Here is a 17928-nt window from a genome sequence, read left to right on the forward strand (position 1 = left end):
TAGAGGCTTTTTTTTATAAAGGAGGAACATATCATGAAATATATTATTATTACCGGAGCTTCCAAAGGCATTGGACGGGCGGCAGCGCTGCAGTTTGCAAAAAAAGAAACGCATCTATTTTTGTCGGCCCGGTCAAGCCTGGAAGAACTGGTTCCGCTGATTGAAAAGCGGGGAGCTTCGGTTTCTGTTTTTCAGGCGGATTTATCGGTGAGCGGAGAAGCCGATAAGATGATGGAGGCAGCCAAAGAAGAGATGAAGCAGAATACGCTGGACGAAGCTGTTCTCATTAATAATGCCGGCATGGTTGATCCGGTCGGCCCCGCCTCTTCTTACAAAAGTGAAGATGTATCAAGGCATATGGAGCTTAACCTGTCTGCGCCGATCGTATGTGCCGCTCATTTTATGAAAAGCCTGGAGAAAAGCAGCATTCCCAAAACTGTTATAAACATTTCTTCCGGAGCCGCCCATTCCGCTATTTTCGGATGGAGTGCCTACAGCAGTTCCAAAGCAGGACTGGAGCAGTTTACCAAAACGGCTGCAATGGAGCAGCAGGACGCCCCTCACCCTGTGTTTATCTATGCATTTTCTCCGGGAATCGTAGATACTCCGATGCAGGAATCGATTCGGTCAGTCAGCAAAGACAATTTCCGTGATTTGGAACAATTTAAGTCTTATAAAAAAGAAGGAATGCTGCTTCCACCGGAAAAAGTGGCAGAGGCTCTTGAACAGGTTCTACAACAACGGCCCGCCGGCGGAAGCTCATTATCGGTAGAATCCTACATTTGAAAAGGTCCGCCGGGGCTGTCTCCGGCGGACCTTTCACCTGAGACATGAAACCTCGTACCTTTGTTTTTATCCTCATTTAGAAAGGGTATATGAAAAGAAAGCAGAAGGAGGAAGCAATGCGGAAGTATGTATTTAAAGACAGCGGTTTTTTATCCAACCTTACAGCGATTACAGTAGAAAACAATCTGGGAGAAGAAGTTGGCTCGATCTATCAGGAAGATCGCCGCGGCTATATAGACAAAGAAGGATTCACGTATAAAAATACAGAGGGACGAATGCATTATCTGGGCAGAAAATCGTCACGCTTTCCTAAAATATCTATAGAATATGGACTGGCAGGAGAAACACGTACATATTATTTAAAAAGCAAAGCCGCCGGCTCCCTATTGTATTTCCGTGTAGAAGGAAAAATCGACAAACAGCCGGTTGTTTTAGAAGAAAATTGGAAAGAAGGCCTGAATCTTTCCATGAAAGGCCGAAAGCTGGCTTCTGTGTACCCGGGAGCCACTTTTTTTAAAGTGACCTATGAGGTGAGTGAAGAAGTGGAAGAAAATACATCTATATTTGCGCTGATTATTTTAATGTATTTCATGCATAAACTATACCAAAAAGAAAACAACATGCTGGAGGAGATTTTTCAATAAAGAGAGGGTGTGAAGTCCCGTGAAACGTTTATGGGCGGCGGGGTTGGTAACAGGAGGAGGCTTTCTTCTCGGAGGCGCAGGATTGTATATGCACAGTTATGCCCTTTCAAGGAGAAACAGAACGATGTTAAAGCAGACAGAAGGAAAGTCCTCCGCTGCTGTAGAAGAAATGAATGAGCAGTCACGGCGGGACTATGAATGGGCGTTAAGCCTTCATCCTGAATCGCTGGAGGTTACTTCCTATGACGGACTTCAGCTTAGAGGGATTTTTCTCCGGGCAGAAAAGCCGACCCGCCGGACGGTCATATTGGCACATGGGTACAGAGCGGAAGTTGGACTTCGCGATATGGCTTCTCTGGCTAAGATGTATCATGAAGAATTTGGTTTTCACGTGCTCTGCCCTGACAACAGGGCCCATGGAGCAAGTGAAGGAAACACAATTGGATTTGGCTGGACAGATCGAAAAGACTACCTCGAGTGGATCAATTTAGTAATGCAAAGAGAGAAGCAGGCGGAAATTATACTACACGGTGTATCTATGGGAGGAGCCATCGTTCTTGCGGTGAGCGGTGAATCTCTGCCTGATCAGGTGAAAGGCATTGTTTCAGACTGCGCCTTCACCTCCATGCATGATCAGCTCGCCCATCAGCTTAAACAGGCTTTCGGCCTGCCGCCCTTTCCTTTAATGCCTGCTGCAAGCCTTATTAATAAATGGTATGCTGGACACTTCTTTAAACAAGCTTCTGCTTTAAAACAGGTGAAAAAAGCTGCGGTTCCTATTCTATATATTCACGGAAAAGAGGACTTCTATGTACCAACAGACATGGTATATAAGCTTTACGAACAAACACGAGCGGCCAAGCGGCTGTATGTAGTGGAAGGAGCCGGGCACGGCCAGGCCTTCAGCCAAAATAAACAGGCATATCAAAAACAGATTGAAGACTTTCTGCAAGAACAATTAAACAAAAACACATAAAAAAAGCAGCCTGTTAAAAGGCTGCTTTATCCCATATAATGTATTAAACGGGACGATTTGTCACATGGTGATCTGTGTCATCATCATTTGAAGATTGATTAGACGTATTTTGATTGGAAGAGTCATCGGACGTGCTTTGGCTTGAAGAATCTGTGCCGGAAGTGTTTGTTTCAGAAGAACCGGATGTGCTTGACGTGTTGTCTCCGCTCAATTCTGATTTTGCTTCTTTCACTTTTTCTCCTACGTCTTTGATATCCTGCTCGGTGTTTTTGGCAGAAGAGATAATATCCTGAGAATCATCTTTTACTTTTTGAGCCTGCTCTCCAAGCTCTGATCCTCTTTCATCCAGTATTTCCTGGATTTTGGTTACAGCTTCTTTTACGATCGTAATCGTATTCTGGGTGCGGTTTTTAATACGCTCCTTGCTGCCTTCCGGATCTTCTTTATACTCCTGAACCATTTTGTTTCCTGATTCTTTGAGCTTGGAAGAGCTCGTTTTCACTTTTTCTCTTGAAGCAGAATTCGTTAGGACGAATGCTACGCCGCTTAGGGCACCAAGAGCAATACCAAGGCCGATCTTGCTGCCGGCTTTTGTGTTTGTTTGCTTTGCCATTGTTAGTCTCCTTTTAAATAATAGTTATTTTAAATGCTGGTCTCTATTAAATAGCTTTACCCGTCCTTTAATAAATGTAATCATTTGTTTCATAAAATGCAAAAAAGAATAGAGGGGTATTATGGATATTCAACAGTGGATAGAAAAGTTTCCTGTACTGCAGCGGGCCGCGGCAGCAAAGGAAATGATGTGGCTTAATCCTTCTTTTTCTCCCGTTCATTCTGTACATACAGCTGTTATGAAAGAAAATATTGCTGAAGAAGCGGGGGAAAGGCTGCAGCGGTTCAAACCGTGGATGCAGGAAGTGTTCTCCCTTGAAGATCCATACCGTTCACCGTTGACAGAGGTAAAGAACCTGCAGCAGGAGCTGCAGGTTCAGGGCAGGCTGTTTATCAAACAGGATAGTGAGCTTCCGGTGGCTGGATCCATAAAAGCACGCGGCGGTTTTCATGAAGTGTTTGCCTGGGCGGAAGAGCTTGCTTTGCAGCACGGTTTACTAACAGGACACATGGATGATTACCGCAAATTAAATACACCGGAAGCAAAAGCCTTGTTTTCGTCTTATACGATAGCAGTAGGCTCAACCGGGAATTTAGGGATGAGTATAGGCATAATGGGAGCCGCACTTGGCTTTAAATCCAACGTACATATGTCAAAAGATGCTAAAGCGTGGAAAAAAGACAGGCTGAGAAACAGTGGGGTCCAGGTTTTGGAATATGCGGATGATTACAGCAGGGCGGTAGAAGAAGGCCGTCGGCAGTGCCGGCAGGAACAGAAATGCCATTTCGTTGACGATGAACGATCCACGCTTCTTTTTGCAGGATACACGACAGCGGCAGCGGAGCTTGCGCAGCAGCTGCAGGAAGCCGGGCTTTATCCAAGTGAAGAATATCCTCTATTTGTATACCTGCCCTGCGGTGTTGGCGGAGGACCTGCCGGGGTTGCCTTTGGATTAAAACGCTTGTTTGGTGAGCATGTACACTGTTTTTTTGCAGAACCAACCCATTCTCCGGCAATGCTCATTGGACTTATTACAGGAGAGCATGACCGAATATGCGTCCAGGATCTGGGGCTCGATAATCAAACGGAAGCGGACGGTCTGGCTGTGGGACGTCCTTCTGCCCTTGCTTCTGAAGTCATGGCGCCTTTATTGAGCGGGGCCTATACGATAGCAGACAGCCGGTTATATGAGTATCTGGTCCTCTTAATGAATACGGAGCAGATTTACTTAGAGCCTTCTGCTCTCGCCGGCATGGCAGGACCGGAAAAGGCCTCCGCCTCCGGCTATATGCAGGCATATGGAGTGGATCCGGAAACGGTAACTCATATCATCTGGGGGACTGGAGGCGGCCTCGTGCCGGAAAGTGTGAGAAAAGAAGGTTATACTAAAGGGAAAAGCCGGAAGGAGTCCGGGAATGAATCGAATTGAACCCTATTTGGAACGAAAAGAAGCATTTCTTCGAAGCCATACAAAAACGTTAGGGCAGATTATATGCACGGCTCTAATTACAGGAGCTATTTCATTTGCAGCGGTGGATTATTATTTTTCCGATATGCCTTATTCTATTTTAATAGGGTTGGGGATTATTGTTCTGGCTTTGATTGTTTTGTGGGTAACCCAAAGCAGCCTTTCTCCTAAAACCCAGACCTATACCATTTCTCTTTTGGCTTTGATCGTTCCTTTGCTGAACCTGCGTTACGCTGTAGTGGGGGGACAGACGATTTGGGCATTAATATTTGTTTTTATTATATTTTCCTTATTCTCGTTATCGAGGCTTCCTCTTATTTCCGCTGGTATTACCGGTTTATTCACGCTCTTTATGCTCTGGTGGCACCTTCCGGAAGCTACCCTTTATCTACAGATGTCCGATCACATTGCCAGAATTTCGTTAATAATGATTGCCCTGCTGATTGCTTTTTGGATCAATACGTTGTCTATCAGTAAAGAACGTATGATGCTTGCCTACACAGAGGAAATAGAAAATGCTTCTTTAACAGACAACATTTTGCAGATGCCCAACCGCCGGGCATTCGAACACAAGCTGGAAGAGTGGAAGGGTGAGCCGCATTTTCACATCTGGGTCATTAATATTGACCGATTTCAGGTTATTAATGAAATTGCCGGCTATCAGACGGGTGATAACGTGCTGCGCCAGATAAAAGAACGAATAGCCGCTGTTCTTCCACAAGAAGCTTACTTTGCAAGAGGTCAACAGGATGATTTTCTTATTTATTTACCTGAACCCCTCCGGCAGAAGCATGAGGGGCTGGAAGAGAGGCTGCTTCAAGCTGTTCATGAACCAATTCAATACAACAATCAACAGTTTCTGCTGAAGGCAAGTGTAGGAATGGCTCCTTCGGCCCAAGTGGGAACAGATACAGCTTATGTGATAAACAGCGCTGAATATGCCATGAGAGAAGCAAAGCAAAAAGGAGGTGGACAAGCAGTAGTCTGCACCGAAAAACTGTCGGAAGAATCGGAGTACCGGATGTTCATCACAAATCGAATGACACCGGGAGCACTTAGTAATGAATTCAGCCTGCTGTTTCAGCCGCAATGTGAAACAGATTCAGGGGAAATTACTGGAGTAGAGGCTTTAGTGCGCTGGGAGGAACCAGAGAAAGGGTTTATATCTCCTGATACTTTTATACCGATTGCAGAAAAAAGCGGCTTTATCCATCCACTTGGCGAATGGGTGATTAGGGAAGCCTGCAGACAAACGATAGAATGGGCTGCCGCGGGCCGGATGAAAGTGGCAGTTAACATTTCTCCGCAGCAGCTTACTCACACCGGTTTTGCAGAAAAGGTTCTCGCTGTTTTGAATGAAACAGGGTTTCCACCGGATTCACTGGAGCTGGAAATTACAGAACATGTCCTGGCGCTTCATATGGAAGAAGCAAAAATGCAGCTGCAGCTTTTGCGGTTAAACGGCGTTCGTATTGCGATTGATGACTTTGGAACTGGATATTCGTCTTTGTATGTCCTGCAGAGTTTTCCGCTCGATAAAATTAAAATTCCAAGAGAATTTATTCAGGCCATTCACATGAGTTCCAGAAAACAGCACATCGTTCAGTTCATCGTCCGTATGGCCAACGATTTAAAGATGGATGTGCTCGCGGAAGGAATCGAAGAAGAAGAAGAGTTTGATTTTTTAAAAAAAGCCGGCTGTGGTCAGGTTCAGGGTTATTATCATTACCCTCCGCTAAATAAATCCCAATTAATTCAGGAACTCACAAGGTAAACAGCAGCCTTTATGCACTAATGGAGGTCAAAGGGTCAATTATGATAAACTAGCTGTAAGAAGAAGCCGCAGAATGGCGATAGAGAGGAACAGATAGCATGGAAGAAAAAAGAAAAGAGCGGAAAATAAAACGAATTGCAGTCTCATCCAAAAGACAGATGAGTATTCCGAAAGAATTTTTTGAGGCGTTGGATATAGAAGAAGAAGTAATGATTGAAAACATCGAAAACAAAAAGCTGGTTATTACTCCTTACCGGGAGCAGTTCGAAGATGTATCGGAAGAAATATTAGAGCAGTTGATCGCAGAAGGATTTCAAGGAGAGCAGTTGATAGAGGAATTTAAATACCGGAAGTCCTCTCTGCACGTTACTCCAAAAGACAAAAAAACGGAACCTGATGAAGAGGGGCCGTTGATGCCTGAGCTTTTTCCGGAGGGCAAATAAGATGAAATCTATGCTCCTATTCGAAATGATTGTTTCGTCAGGAGTATTTATTTTGTGTTTTTGTTGAGTTACCGTAAAAAAAAGAAACCCAAATGATCCGTAAAAGAACGGCACTTGAATTTCTTTTCACCAGTTAGATGTTAAATGAATTGACTAAATCTTTAAGTTCAGCAGACATACGGTTCAGCGACTGAGCCGCTGAATTAATTTCTTCCATAGAAGCCAGCTGTTCTTCCGTTGATGCAGCTACTTCCTCGGAGGAAGCTGCATTTTCCTGGGCGATAGTGGAGATGTCTTCTGCAGAAGCCGTCACGCCGCTGATGCGGTCTGTGATTTGTTTGGCTGTTGAAGAGACGTCCTGGATTTTCGGCGCAATCTGCTCCATGCTCTGCAGAATTTCCTGGAACTGATTGGATGTCTCTTTGGTTACGACAAGGCCCTGCTCGGCATTAACCGAGACCGCACCCATCTGCTGGACAGACTGTTCTGTATCCTGCTGGATGCTCGTAATCAGTGTGCCAATCTGCTTGGCGGATTCAGAAGATTGCTCAGCAAGCTTTCGAACTTCATCGGCAACTACAGCAAAGCCTTTGCCCTGTTCACCGGCCCGGGCCGCTTCAATAGCAGCATTTAAAGCAAGCAGGTTGGTCTGGCTGGAAATACCGCTGATTACTTCAAGAATATTGCCTATTTCTTTGGAGCGTTCTGCCAAAGATTGAATGACTGTATTGGAGCTGGATACGGATTGATGAATGAATTCCATCTGCTCCAGGTTATGTTTCACATGCTTTTCGCCTTCTTTGGCACGATCAGAGGCCGCGGAGGTTAGTTCCGAAACCAGAGACGAACGTTCAGCAATGGTCTGTACGCCCAAGAACACCTTTTCTATTTCCCCGTTCGTCTGCTCGATCTTGACAGTCTGGTTTTCTGCACCGCTGGCGACCTGTTCGGTAGCAGAAGCGACTTCTCTGGTAGCTGCGGCAGTTTGGTCAGAGCTTGCAAGAAGCTGCTCGGAAGAAGAACTCATCTGGTCAATGGAGTTGTTAAGCTTCGTAATTACCGTTCGAAGCGATTCTGCCATTTTATTAAAGCTGGTACCAAGCTGGCCGATTTCATCAGTAGAAGTAATGTCCACGGATTCGGTTAAATCGCCTTCACTGATGCGTTCCGCACTGCTGGAAAGGCGGCGGAGCGGCTGAATAATGGAGCGGACAATGAAAAATACAAGGAGTGAACCAATTAAAATAGAAATTCCGATAACAACAGCCATTTCCTTTAGAATACCGGAGGCGGCGTTTGTTACTTCGTATTCATACATCGTGGCCCCAATTTTCCAACCAGTGGACGCATTTGTTTCAAAATCCATTACTTTATCTTCCCCATCAATTTCATACGTGAAGACAGCTTCTTCAGCGTCACCCATGCCTGAAGACACACTGTCCTGAAGCGGCGTGCCGGGTTCGGCATCCGGATTATAGAGATAGTTACCCTGCGTATCGCTGATAATCATGTACCCATTCTCGCCAATAGTATTACTGTCGGCAAAGCTCATGAGAGCTGTCAGGTCGTAGTCAATGCCTGCTACACCGGAGCCGTCCTCCATCATTTTTGCAATGGTAACAGTTAAGTTACCGGTTACGGCATCAATATACGGTTCTGTGACAACCGCTTCATCAGGGGATGCCTCTGCAAGGGTGTACCAGTCTCTCGTTGTTGGATCATAATCGTCTGGAAGTTCCGCCTCCGGAGCCATCACCATATCGCCTTCAGCAGATCCGGTGTAAATAGACAATACGTCAGCATTTTGTGCAATGTATGCATTCAGCTTTTCCATTGCTGGATCGCTGTCTTCAAAGGCCTCTTCGTTTATATCTGACGCAAAGAACGTAATATCGTCTTTTTTAGAAGCGATTTCTCTTTCCACCTGCTCATTCAACAGCAAGGCGCTGTTGTCCATATTCTCGACTAATTGGTTACGAACTTCTGCTTTTGCAGAATTATAGGACAAAGATCCTATAATAAGACCGGGAACGATTAATATTAATAAAAAAGAAAGAAACAGTTTATTGCGTAATGATAAGTTTTTTGAAGTTTTTTTCCGTGTTTTTTTTCTCATGATATTCTCCTTTAATAGTGTGTTATATCCTGTTATATCGGTATTAAATAGAAAATATGAATGGAAATAATAAATAAAATAAAGATGCGAGATATTCTTACAGGAAAAGTACTGTATGGCGGAAAATTAATGTTAGGATAAAATACCTATTAGTTCAAAAGAAAAGAAGCAGATGAGACGCTGAATTAAAAGAGAGGGGGTAGGTATAATGAGTTTGAAAAAAGGGTACTTCCAGGAACAGCCTCTGTTCTATCTGCGTGCGTTAACAGAAAATGATGCAGCCGACGTATGGGACTACTTATCCCGGCAGGAAGTTGTCCAGCACTATGGAATGGATCCACTTCGCAATCTTAAGGAAGCGGTAGAAGAGATTCAGTGGTATCATGATATAGAATCCGATGGAACGGGGTGCCGGTTCGGCATTGCGCTGCAGCATAACGACAGAGTAATTGGAAGCTGCGGCTTTCATAATTGGCATCAAAAAAGCGGCCGCGCAGAAACGGCTATGGAACTTCATCCCGCATTTTGGGAACGCCATATCATGACTCATGCAATGCATGTTATATTGGAGTATGGATTTCGTGAGATGAATTTGGAAATAATCACAGCGCAGGTCAAAATAGAAAATATTTCTTCTCAGCGTTTAATGGAAAAGCTGTATTTTCAGCGGACAGAAATAGTAAAAGATGGCGTATATTCTTATTATTTGTCAAAGAAGGACTGGCAGAAGAGAAAAGACGAGGATCGGCGTTTTTCTATTTGGAAAAAAAAGCCGGAAGCTTTTATCACTTAAAACAGCCCGGAGGTTTCAAAGATGGCTGAGAAAGCCGGACAATTATTATTTACACAGGGGTTAAAATCATGAAAAAAGTATACATACATGTAGGTTTTCATAAAACGGCAACGACTTTTCTGCAGCGCCGTATTTATCCGAAGATGCAGAAGGTCACTCATATTAAAAATAAGCACATTAGTGAAACACTTTACGATATCCGCCTGAAATCTTTAACAGATGGCAACATCGAACTGATCCGGGGTCGTTTTGATAAATGGGATGAGGGCATCCCGCTGTTGATTTCATACGAGGGGCTCTCAGGCAGTCCGTTCTCCCAGAAACGGTCCAAGCAGCAGCAGTCGATACTAAAGGATTTAAGACGTGTATTTCCGGCGGACGCTTATGAAGTACGCATTATTATTGGAATTCGTGAGCAGGTAAAGCTGGTTACATCTTTATATCTTCAGTATATTCATCAAGGAGGAACGCAAAAGCCGGAAGCCTATTTTAAAGAGATGCAGGAATTTGGCGTGCTTGATCATTTTTATTATGACCGCTACCTGGAAATGGTAGAAGACATTTTTGGCAAAGACAGCTATTACTGTATGGTGTATGAAACATTTAATGAGGATATCAACAAGGGGCTTCTGGAACTGCTCGAATACATGGGGGAAGCTGCGGTACCTAATTATTCCAACACCCAGGTAAATCGAAGCTTTGGTGCAGCACAGGCCAAAATAGGAAGACGCCTGAATTATCTGTTTAAAACCAACCTGAACCCTAGTGGGAAAATTCCTATCCGTCGTTTGCCTATTGTGGGTAAAGTCTCCCCGAGACGGGTTCTCCAAAGCAAAGCAAGCTTCAAGCTTCACTACAAGCGCTATCAGCTGCCGGAAAGCCTCCATAAAATGCTTAAAGAAAAGTATGTAGACAGCAACAAGCGTTTGAAAGAAAAATATCAGGTGCAGCTTCCGGGAAATTATGATCCTTCTTCCCGTACGTAATGGGCTGAGAGGTTATGTATTACAAATTATACTAATTATAGTAAAATAGATGAAGTAAATAATGTATAGTTATCCCAATAAACAGAAAGGTACCTCTTATGCTATTAAATATGGAATCAAAGCAGCCTGCACCGATTCTTCAAACATTTGAAGAAGCAACAGCCAATATTTTGCAGTTAATGAGTGAATTTATAGATATCAACACGTTATTTATCGCTAAAAATGACGGCAGCCACAATGAGATGGTGAAAGTGCTGAATGTGGATTCGCCGCTTCTTATAGAAGGAGATATTTCTCCTTTTAAGGAAACTTTCTGTTATTTAAGTGTGCAGCGGGGCTCCGATGTTTTTGTGATCGAAGATTTGAATGCTCATGAGTCCACAAAACAGCTGGAAGTCACAAAGCAGCTGGGTGGAGGTTCTTTCATCGGCGTCCCTGTGTATTACGGGGACGGGGAAAATTACGGTACCATCTGCGGTATTGATACGAAACAGTTTGAGTTCACAGATAAGCACAGGGAATTGTTTAAAGCAATGGCTGCCCTGTTGACACATGTTATTGAAATTGAAAGAGCCCATGAGCAGGTTTTAAGTCTTTCTGCGCCGCTTGTGCCCATTACAAAAGGGGTGGCGGTCCTGCCTATTATCGGCGATGTGAATGAAAAACGGGCAGACAGCATTATTCATACCGCTTTGACAAAAAGCCAGGAATACAAGCTCGATTATCTTATTATTGATCTTTCGGGTATTTTGAACATAAATAATGAAGTGGGAGCCTACCTGCTGAAAATTATCAAAATTCTTGATCTGATTGGCGTTGAGCCTATATTAACAGGAATCCGTCCGGACCTTGCGATTAAAGCCATCGCGATGGATGTAAAGAAGGATCTCAAGGAGACGATAGTAGTAGGAACACTTGAACAGGCCCTGCATAACATCGGTTTTTATTTAGCCAAAAAATAAGAAAACAACAGCCGCTTTCATATAAGCGGCTGTTGTTTATATTGTAAAAAAGAGAGCAGCTTGTCAGCTGTCTTCTTCGTCGTCATAGCGTACTCTTTCTTTTAAAGCGATATCCACGGTATCGTTTTTAATAATAGCCAACAGCGCTTCTTTTGCCATCGTGTAATCGTCGACTACACTTGCTTCGAACAGTTTTTCGCGGCGTTCATCAATATAGTCCATTTCAAATCCATGATACAAAGCGAGCTGGCGGATGAATTCACGCTGGGTCCGGCCGTTTCCCTCCCGGAAGGGGTGAATATAATTCAGGTCAGTGTAAATCACAGCTGCCGCTTCAGAGAACGCTTCTTTCGTCTTAAATCCCCGTGCATTAAGCTTAAGCAGGCGTTTTTCCAGATCACTCAGCCCGATATGAAGAAAAGACGTGGCCAGGAAATTGGTAGAGCCTTTTTGAATCTGTACGGTTCGCCATTCGCCGGCCCACTCGTATAGATCCTGAAAAATATGATAGTGGACGGCTTGAATATGCTCCCGATTAAAGGAACCGGAAACCCGCCTGCTGTTATAAAGCTCTACCATTCGCTTAAGTGTAAAATATTTTTCTGCCTGCTCAAGTTCTTCTTTATTTTGTATGTGCAGCTTGTTCCTGAGAACGTTAGTGCCGGGATACATATATGTTTGTTTTGTCATCGGTTAAGCTTTCTTTTCTTTGATCATCTGCAGGATTTCTTCCCGGGAAATATGCCCTCTGCAGAAATCTTCGGCGATTTTCATTTCATGAGCAGAATAAGTGAATCCTTCCATTTCCATGGAGGCAAGAGCATTATCAAATGCCTTATTTTTCTCGACGACTGACATGGAAAACCTCCCGAAATTCAGTGTATATGCTGACTCTATTGTACCATAAAATCCCGGTTAACAGGGGTTTTCCGGAAGAGGAGAGCATATAAAAGAGTTTTAAGTGAAAGCGGAAAATAGTCAAATAGTTCCGTAGAAAAAGCCTTCTCTGCTTTAAACAGAGAAAGCTTTTTTAATTAGGAAAAGAGTGTGCTTTCTAATACAGTAACGGCCGAACCGCCGATCAGACATCGGTCTTTTTTTATAGAAACGAATAAGTCGCCTCCGCGTCTGGACGCCTGTCTGGCTGAAAAAGAGGATTGATGCAGGCGCTTTTCCCAGAAAGGAGCCAGACCGCAGTGGGCGGAGCCGGTGACAGGATCCTCTTCTATGCCGAGCGCGGGATAAAAACAGCGGGAAACAAAATCGCATTCCTGCCGGCTGCCTTTGGCTGTTAAAATAACGCCGCGTGTATCCAGTTCCAGAAACCGCCGGATATCGGGTTCCGCCTGAAGAACGGTTTCTTCATCGGTCGTTTCCACGATATATTCCAGTCTGTTTTTTTCTATACTTACAATAGGAACGGCCAAACTTTCGGCCAAAGTCTCGGGAACCGGGCAGGCAGAAGGGGTTTCTACCGGAAAATCAAGGATAATCCGGCCCTCGTTGTAAGTGGCAGACAGCCGTCCGCTTTTCGTTTGGAAATGCAGTGTCTCCTCAGCAGGAACCGAAGCCTTCTCCCATAAAATATGAGCAGAGGCGAGCGTGGCATGTCCGCACAAATCAACTTCCGACGAAGGGGTGAACCAACGGAGCTGATAATAGAAGGGCTTCTCTTTAACGAGAAAAGCGGTTTCTGATAAGTTCATTTTCATAGCAATATTCTGCATCCAGGCTTCTTCGGCCGGCTGCTCAAGCAGACAGACAGCTGCCGGATTCCCGGAAAAAGGTTTGTCTGTAAAAGCATCTACTGTATATATTTTCATGTGTCCTCCTTGTTTTGCGGAAAAGTTAAAAAGGTCCCCATCCGATCAGAACGCCGACGGTTAACGTGATCACTGCTATACCGGCCCAAATACAAAATAGAGGAAAAACCCATCGTGCCCATGTGGTCCAGGGAACGCCTGCTACGGCCAGGCTTGCCATTAAGATGCCCGAAGTAGGGAAGATAATGTTAGTCAGGCCGTCTCCAAATTGAAAGGCTTGTACAGCCACCTGGCGGGTCACGCCAATCATATCTGCAAGAGGCACAAGCATTGGCATAGCAATCATAGCCTGGCCGCTTCCGGAATTCACGAGAAAATTGAGCACCCCGTTCGCACCGAACATACCAAGCGCCGCAAGAACAGGTGGCAGGTTCTCCAACGGTACAGCGAGGCCGTACACGATCGTATCAAGCACGGTACCTTCTTCAAGCATAACGATAATAGCACGTGCCAGTCCGACGACAAGAGCACCGTAGGCAAGCTTCTGGACCCCCTGTAAAAAGGTGATGGCAATCGTATTATAGTGCATGCCAGCGATAATACCGCAGCTCAGCCCGAGAAAGACGAAAAATGCAGCCATATGGTCAATTGTCCAGCCAAGTTGAATTGAACCATAGACAAAGAAAATAAGGGCCGCTCCGATAAAGAAGAGCATCGCTTTATGACGACGTGTGAAGGGAGCTTCCAGCCCTTCCGTTTCTTCTTCTTCGTATACATTCATTAAACTTTTGGAAGGGTCCTTAAGAATTCGTTTCGTGTACCGCCATATGTAGAAAATAGTCACAGATAAAATCAATACAAAAACAATGATGCGAAGCAGCAAGCCGGAAAACAGCGGCAGGTCGGCAATGTCCTGGGCAATGCCAAGCGTATACGGGTTAATAAAACCTACATTAAATCCGGCGAAATTAGCGCCGAACGTAATAGCAACGGCAACGATAGGGTCAAGCTTTAATGTACGTGCAATAATAACGCCGATTACGACAAAAGCGATGACGGCGTTTGCTACCGCGCCCACCGCTCCTCCGAGCGCAAAAATCGTACAAATAGAAGCAATCATCCAGAATTCTTTTCCCTGGGTGAGAGAAAACGCACGGTTGATTCCTCCGCGCAGAGCGCCGGAGCGTTCAATGATTTCAAAAGCACCACCGGTGAAGAGTACCATGAAAATAATGTCAGCTGATTCGACCATTCCCATCTGTATCGCATAGAAAAAGTCCATAATACCTACACTTCCGGCTTCGCTGAAAGAAAAAGTTCCCGGTATGACCCGCTCGACGCCATCGACGGTTTCCCGTTCAAAGGAACCGGAAGGAAGCAGGTAGGTTAAAAGAAAAGCAAACAGCAGCACGCCAAATAAGATCACATATGTATCAGGCATTTCCCATCTTTTTTTAGGGTGGTGTGCTGGTTCATTCATAATAGACCTCCTCTGTATTCAGAATATAACAACAGAGTATATAGGAAAAAACAGAAGATGACAATGGACATATAAAAACCCCCGGCCTTCTATAAAGAAAGACCGGGGTACAGCTGTTTATTCTTTTTTCGACTTAAGCTTTTTCGGTTCTTCCAGGCTGATAATCGCAGTGACGAGAAGAGGAAGTATAATCAAACCGAACAGCAGAAGCCCTGTAACAACACCGGTACCAACCTGCATCAGGGTTAAGACGCCGGATGGAATCATCGCTCCGAACGTACCGCACAAAATAATAACAGCTGTAATAATAACAGTTCCCATTTTAATCATTGCCTGCATCATGCCTTCACGGACGCCAAGACCGGCTTCTTCCTGATACCTGTCAAAAAGAAAGATAGAGTAATCTACGCCGAGGGCAATAAGCATAATGAAAGTAAAAAAGTGAACGGGCCACATAATGCCCGGGTAGCCAAGGGCGTTGACGAATATCATTTCTGTAATCCCCATTGACGTATAGTAAGTGAGCAGGAGAGCTCCAAGTATAACAATTGGTTTAAATAAAGAGCGCAGTAAAATGGTAAGCACCACAAACAGTCCAATTAGAATAATCGTAATGGTGTGGGTAAAGTCTGCGCTTGAAATTTCCTCCAGATCCGCATTGGAGCTTGAAACGCCGCTGTAGGAAATAGAGGCATCCTCAAATGGTGTCCCCTGCACCTGCTGACTGACCAGCTGCTTAATTTCTTCAGCTGCTTCAATAGCTTCCAGTGAGTAAGGGTCATCAGTAAGGCTGACACTCAAGGTCATGCCTTCCTCGGAATCAAAAATATAGGTGTCGAGGGACTCCTGAAAATCATCGTTATCGAGGAATTCTTCCGGTACGAACACGCCGGTTCCTCTAACATAAGACGCTTCAGAGATATCCTGTGTGAACGCCTCGGCTTCTTCGAGCCCGGTATTCACTTCGCCGAGTCCGCTATTGGCCTGCGCTATGCCGTCCTGAAGCTGCTCGATCCCGGAAACCAATCCACCGGATCCTTCTTCGAGTGTACCGGCTCCTTCCTCAAGTTCTGCTGTGCCGTCTGCGAGCTGTTCATTTGCAGCTGTAACCTCTTCCAGGCCGGCTTGAATTTCGCCTAACGCCGCAGAGAGTTCACCGGCTCCTGCCGTTAGTTCATTGATTCCGTCACTTAACGCATCCAGCTGTCCGGAAGCCTGTTCCTGCTGGGCGGTAAGCTGTTCATTTCCTTCAGAAAGTCCGGCTTCCACTTCAGCCAGTGCAGCCTGAAGCACAGCTGTCTGTTCAGCGACAGCGCTAATTTCTTCCGGCGATTGAGCCTGCTCGAGCTGGTCTGGTATGGCAGCAAGCTGCTCATTGATCTCGTTTAAGGCTGCTACCGGTTCATCGAGGGAGCCGCCGGCTGCTTCCCGGCCTTCCGGAAGTCCGGCTTCAATGCTTTCCAGTCCGGCTTCGAGTTCTTCTGCCCCGGACTGCACGTCGCCGAGGCTGGCTGTAATTTCATTCAAGCCGCTGTTTACTTCGGTAAAGCCTGCGTCGAGTTCGGACAGGCCGCTTTCAAGTTCGCCGAGTCCGGCTTCTATGTCCGAAGCACCTGAGCTCGTTTCATCAAAGCCGCTGTCTGCGTCAGTCAGGCCTTCTTCAATATCGGAGAGGCCGTCACGGGCTTCCCGAAGTCCTTCCGATACGGTTACCATCTGGGTATCAACATACAGCTCATCAATAATAGAGCCGGCCGGACGCGTCACGCTCCGAACCTCTGAGACGTCATCGGATTCCGCAATCGCGGCAGATAACGCTTCTGTGTAGGCCATCGTTTCTTCATTGATCAGGTTGTCTTCTCCATCAATAATAATTTCAAGAGGCAGTGCCTGGCCTTCCCCAAAGGCGTCCGCAATCACTTCAAGTCCGTCCAGCGACTGTGTACCGCCGCTGATTTCGTCTGTATTATTATAAGAAGTATTGTTGTCATACGTTAAAATAAAGGGAAGCGTAATCGCCGCTACAATGAGCAGCGAAAGCACGGGCCGGAAAATAGAGAGTCTGCCAAGCTGCTTCCAGAGCTTGTTATGGCTGTGGGAGGCCGGTTTTTTAGATGGCCAGAACAGTTTTTCTTTTAAAACTGCCATGAAAAAGGGAAGCAGCAGATAAAGAACAAGTACTAATATAAAGACACCGATCGCTACACTGACGGTAGCCTGGTACATGGCAAATTCAGCAAATCCTAAAGCTGCAAAGCCGACAAAAACCGCGAGCCCGCTGAAAAACAACGTCTTTCCGGCAGTTTTGTATGTGTGGATAATCGCTTCATGTGTGTCCTTACCAGATGCCAGCTCTTCACGGTACCGGCTGAGAAGCAGAATACAATAGTCGGTTCCTATACCAAACAGCACGGCAACGAGAAATACCTGTGTATAGGTTGTTACCGGAAAACCAAACCACTCTCCTAAAAATCCAACAACTGACTGACTTAATAGAAAAGCAATGGCAACAGAGAACAGCGGAATAAGCGGGGCCACAAGCGACCGGAAAACAAGCACGAGCAGCGTTAGAATAAGCAGCACGGTAATAACTTCCGTGCGTTCAAGACCCTCCTGCGTCTGTTCGTCTATTTCATGACTGATAATAGAGTTGCCGGTGATGTAGGAATTGGTTCCTGCAGGAGTAGTCAGCTCCTCTATATCATCAGAAGCAGCGATGGACTCATCGCTTCCTCCATCAATGCCGATCGGAATAAGTACGACATTTTCGTCTTCAGAAACGAGCTGTTCCCGTGTGTTTTCACTTTCCAAAGGATCAGTTACGCTGCTGATGTGCGCCACCAGCTCCTCGTTTTGAATATCTGCAATGTACTGGGCCAGCTCTTCTTCCTGCTGCCCGGTTATGGCCTCTTCCCATTCAAGGACGATACTGATGGTTTCGCCGCTTTCTCCCTGGGCCTCCAGCACATCGCCTGCAATCTGAGAACTCATGTCAGAAGGAAGCTGGAACCCATCCTGTTCTCCAGCGATGTCCGTTAAACTCGGTGATATAAAGACAGATACCACTGTAATAACGAGTAAAAGAGAGGCAATAAGCCATCTGAATTTTAATATAGTACGCATG

Annotated in this window: 16 protein-coding genes; 9 read left to right on the forward strand and 7 right to left on the reverse strand. The window is 45.3% G+C overall.

The genetic code is table 11. From position 1 onward, the window contains the following. The first annotated feature begins 33 nt into the window (after window positions 1-33). From AC5W14_RS04495 to AC5W14_RS04505, 3 genes are all read left to right on the forward strand, one after another. Window positions 34-786, forward strand: a complete 753-nt coding sequence (locus AC5W14_RS04495; RefSeq protein ID WP_496193781.1) for a (S)-benzoin forming benzil reductase — start codon at window positions 34-36, stop codon at window positions 784-786. A gap of 116 nt (window positions 787-902) precedes the next feature. Further along, entirely contained in the window at window positions 903-1430 is a 528-nt protein-coding gene (locus AC5W14_RS04500) for a hypothetical protein (protein ID WP_496059963.1), read from the forward strand. Between the two features lie 124 nt (window positions 1431-1554). Beyond that, window positions 1555-2406, forward strand: coding sequence for an alpha/beta hydrolase (locus tag AC5W14_RS04505; RefSeq protein ID WP_496193782.1), 852 nt, complete (start codon window positions 1555-1557; stop codon window positions 2404-2406). Window positions 2407-2449: 43 nt separating this feature from the next. Here AC5W14_RS04505 and AC5W14_RS04510 read toward each other — a convergent pair whose 3' ends face one another. Continuing rightward, window positions 2450-3019, reverse strand: a complete 570-nt coding sequence (locus AC5W14_RS04510) for a hypothetical protein (protein WP_496193783.1) — start codon at window positions 3017-3019, stop codon at window positions 2450-2452. 121 nt (window positions 3020-3140) lie between these two features. Here AC5W14_RS04510 and dsdA point away from each other — a divergent pair, with 121 nt between their 5' ends. From dsdA to AC5W14_RS04525, 3 genes are all read left to right on the forward strand, one after another. Continuing rightward, complete coding sequence (dsdA, locus tag AC5W14_RS04515) at window positions 3141-4448, forward strand: D-serine ammonia-lyase (protein ID WP_496193784.1); 1308 nt, start codon at window positions 3141-3143, stop codon at window positions 4446-4448. Further along, window positions 4435-6261, forward strand: a complete 1827-nt coding sequence (locus AC5W14_RS04520; RefSeq protein ID WP_496193785.1) for a putative bifunctional diguanylate cyclase/phosphodiesterase — start codon at window positions 4435-4437, stop codon at window positions 6259-6261. Before dsdA ends, AC5W14_RS04520 begins: the two co-directional genes overlap by 14 nt. A gap of 98 nt (window positions 6262-6359) precedes the next feature. Then, window positions 6360-6704 (forward strand): AbrB/MazE/SpoVT family DNA-binding domain-containing protein, encoded by a 345-nt coding sequence (locus AC5W14_RS04525; RefSeq protein WP_496193786.1) that lies wholly within the window; start codon window positions 6360-6362, stop codon window positions 6702-6704. A gap of 133 nt (window positions 6705-6837) precedes the next feature. Here the strand turns inward: AC5W14_RS04525 and AC5W14_RS04530 are convergent, their stop codons facing one another. Continuing rightward, entirely contained in the window at window positions 6838-8820 is a 1983-nt protein-coding gene (locus tag AC5W14_RS04530) for a methyl-accepting chemotaxis protein (protein ID WP_496059957.1), read from the reverse strand. Window positions 8821-9028: 208 nt separating this feature from the next. Between AC5W14_RS04530 and AC5W14_RS04535 the strand changes: the two genes are divergently transcribed. From AC5W14_RS04535 to AC5W14_RS04545, 3 genes are all read left to right on the forward strand, one after another. Then, window positions 9029-9613 carry a GNAT family N-acetyltransferase gene (locus AC5W14_RS04535; protein ID WP_496059956.1) on the forward strand — a complete coding sequence of 195 codons (585 nt, stop codon included), beginning with the start codon at window positions 9029-9031 and terminating at the stop codon, window positions 9611-9613. Between the two features lie 68 nt (window positions 9614-9681). Next, window positions 9682-10599, forward strand: a complete 918-nt coding sequence (locus AC5W14_RS04540; protein ID WP_496059955.1) for a sulfotransferase domain-containing protein — start codon at window positions 9682-9684, stop codon at window positions 10597-10599. 110 nt (window positions 10600-10709) lie between these two features. After that, entirely contained in the window at window positions 10710-11561 is an 852-nt protein-coding gene (locus tag AC5W14_RS04545; protein ID WP_496059954.1) for a GAF domain-containing protein, read from the forward strand. A gap of 63 nt (window positions 11562-11624) precedes the next feature. Here AC5W14_RS04545 and AC5W14_RS04550 read toward each other — a convergent pair whose 3' ends face one another. The 5 genes from AC5W14_RS04550 to AC5W14_RS04570 form a co-directional block, all read right to left on the reverse strand. Further along, entirely contained in the window at window positions 11625-12251 is a 627-nt protein-coding gene (locus AC5W14_RS04550) for a Fic/DOC family protein (RefSeq protein WP_496193787.1), read from the reverse strand. Window positions 12252-12254: 3 nt separating this feature from the next. Next, window positions 12255-12419 (reverse strand): antitoxin VbhA family protein, encoded by a 165-nt coding sequence (locus tag AC5W14_RS04555; RefSeq protein ID WP_170146882.1) that lies wholly within the window; start codon window positions 12417-12419, stop codon window positions 12255-12257. A gap of 176 nt (window positions 12420-12595) precedes the next feature. Next, entirely contained in the window at window positions 12596-13384 is a 789-nt protein-coding gene (locus tag AC5W14_RS04560) for a PhzF family phenazine biosynthesis protein (RefSeq protein ID WP_496193788.1), read from the reverse strand. A gap of 25 nt (window positions 13385-13409) precedes the next feature. Beyond that, the gene (locus tag AC5W14_RS04565) at window positions 13410-14804 is read right to left on the reverse strand and encodes a YfcC family protein (RefSeq protein ID WP_496193789.1); all 1395 of its coding nucleotides are present in this window, start codon (window positions 14802-14804) and stop codon (window positions 13410-13412) included. Window positions 14805-14921: 117 nt separating this feature from the next. Continuing rightward, on the reverse strand, window positions 14922-17927 hold the full coding sequence (locus AC5W14_RS04570) for an MMPL family transporter (protein WP_496193790.1): 3006 nt from the start codon (window positions 17925-17927) through the stop codon (window positions 14922-14924). Between the last annotated feature and the right edge of the window lies 1 nt (window position 17928).

This window comes from Sinobaca sp. TMA16-18 (assembly GCF_059510535.1).

Excerpts from the sequence above, each read along its gene's own strand:
- AC5W14_RS04545 (WP_496059954.1), top strand. The coding sequence starts at position 10,710 with ATGGAATCAAAGCAGCCTGCACCGATTCTTCAAACATTTGAAGAAGCA.
- AC5W14_RS04550 (WP_496193787.1), bottom strand. The coding sequence starts at position 12,251 with ATGACAAAACAAACATATATGTATCCCGGCACTAACGTTCTCAGGAAC.
- AC5W14_RS04525 (WP_496193786.1), top strand. The coding sequence starts at position 6,360 with ATGGAAGAAAAAAGAAAAGAGCGGAAAATAAAACGAATTGCAGTCTCA.
- AC5W14_RS04570 (WP_496193790.1), bottom strand. The coding sequence starts at position 17,927 with ATGCGTACTATATTAAAATTCAGATGGCTTATTGCCTCTCTTTTACTC.
- AC5W14_RS04510 (WP_496193783.1), bottom strand. The coding sequence starts at position 3,019 with ATGGCAAAGCAAACAAACACAAAAGCCGGCAGCAAGATCGGCCTTGGT.
- AC5W14_RS04505 (WP_496193782.1), top strand. The coding sequence starts at position 1,555 with ATGTTAAAGCAGACAGAAGGAAAGTCCTCCGCTGCTGTAGAAGAAATG.
- AC5W14_RS04540 (WP_496059955.1), top strand. The coding sequence starts at position 9,682 with ATGAAAAAAGTATACATACATGTAGGTTTTCATAAAACGGCAACGACT.
- AC5W14_RS04555 (WP_170146882.1), bottom strand. The coding sequence starts at position 12,419 with ATGTCAGTCGTCGAGAAAAATAAGGCATTTGATAATGCTCTTGCCTCC.
- AC5W14_RS04520 (WP_496193785.1), top strand. The coding sequence starts at position 4,435 with ATGAATCGAATTGAACCCTATTTGGAACGAAAAGAAGCATTTCTTCGA.
- AC5W14_RS04500 (WP_496059963.1), top strand. The coding sequence starts at position 903 with ATGCGGAAGTATGTATTTAAAGACAGCGGTTTTTTATCCAACCTTACA.
- AC5W14_RS04560 (WP_496193788.1), bottom strand. The coding sequence starts at position 13,384 with ATGAAAATATATACAGTAGATGCTTTTACAGACAAACCTTTTTCCGGG.
- AC5W14_RS04565 (WP_496193789.1), bottom strand. The coding sequence starts at position 14,804 with ATGAATGAACCAGCACACCACCCTAAAAAAAGATGGGAAATGCCTGAT.
- dsdA (WP_496193784.1), top strand. The coding sequence starts at position 3,141 with ATGGATATTCAACAGTGGATAGAAAAGTTTCCTGTACTGCAGCGGGCC.
- AC5W14_RS04535 (WP_496059956.1), top strand. The coding sequence starts at position 9,029 with ATGAGTTTGAAAAAAGGGTACTTCCAGGAACAGCCTCTGTTCTATCTG.
- AC5W14_RS04495 (WP_496193781.1), top strand. The coding sequence starts at position 34 with ATGAAATATATTATTATTACCGGAGCTTCCAAAGGCATTGGACGGGCG.
- AC5W14_RS04530 (WP_496059957.1), bottom strand. The coding sequence starts at position 8,820 with ATGAGAAAAAAAACACGGAAAAAAACTTCAAAAAACTTATCATTACGC.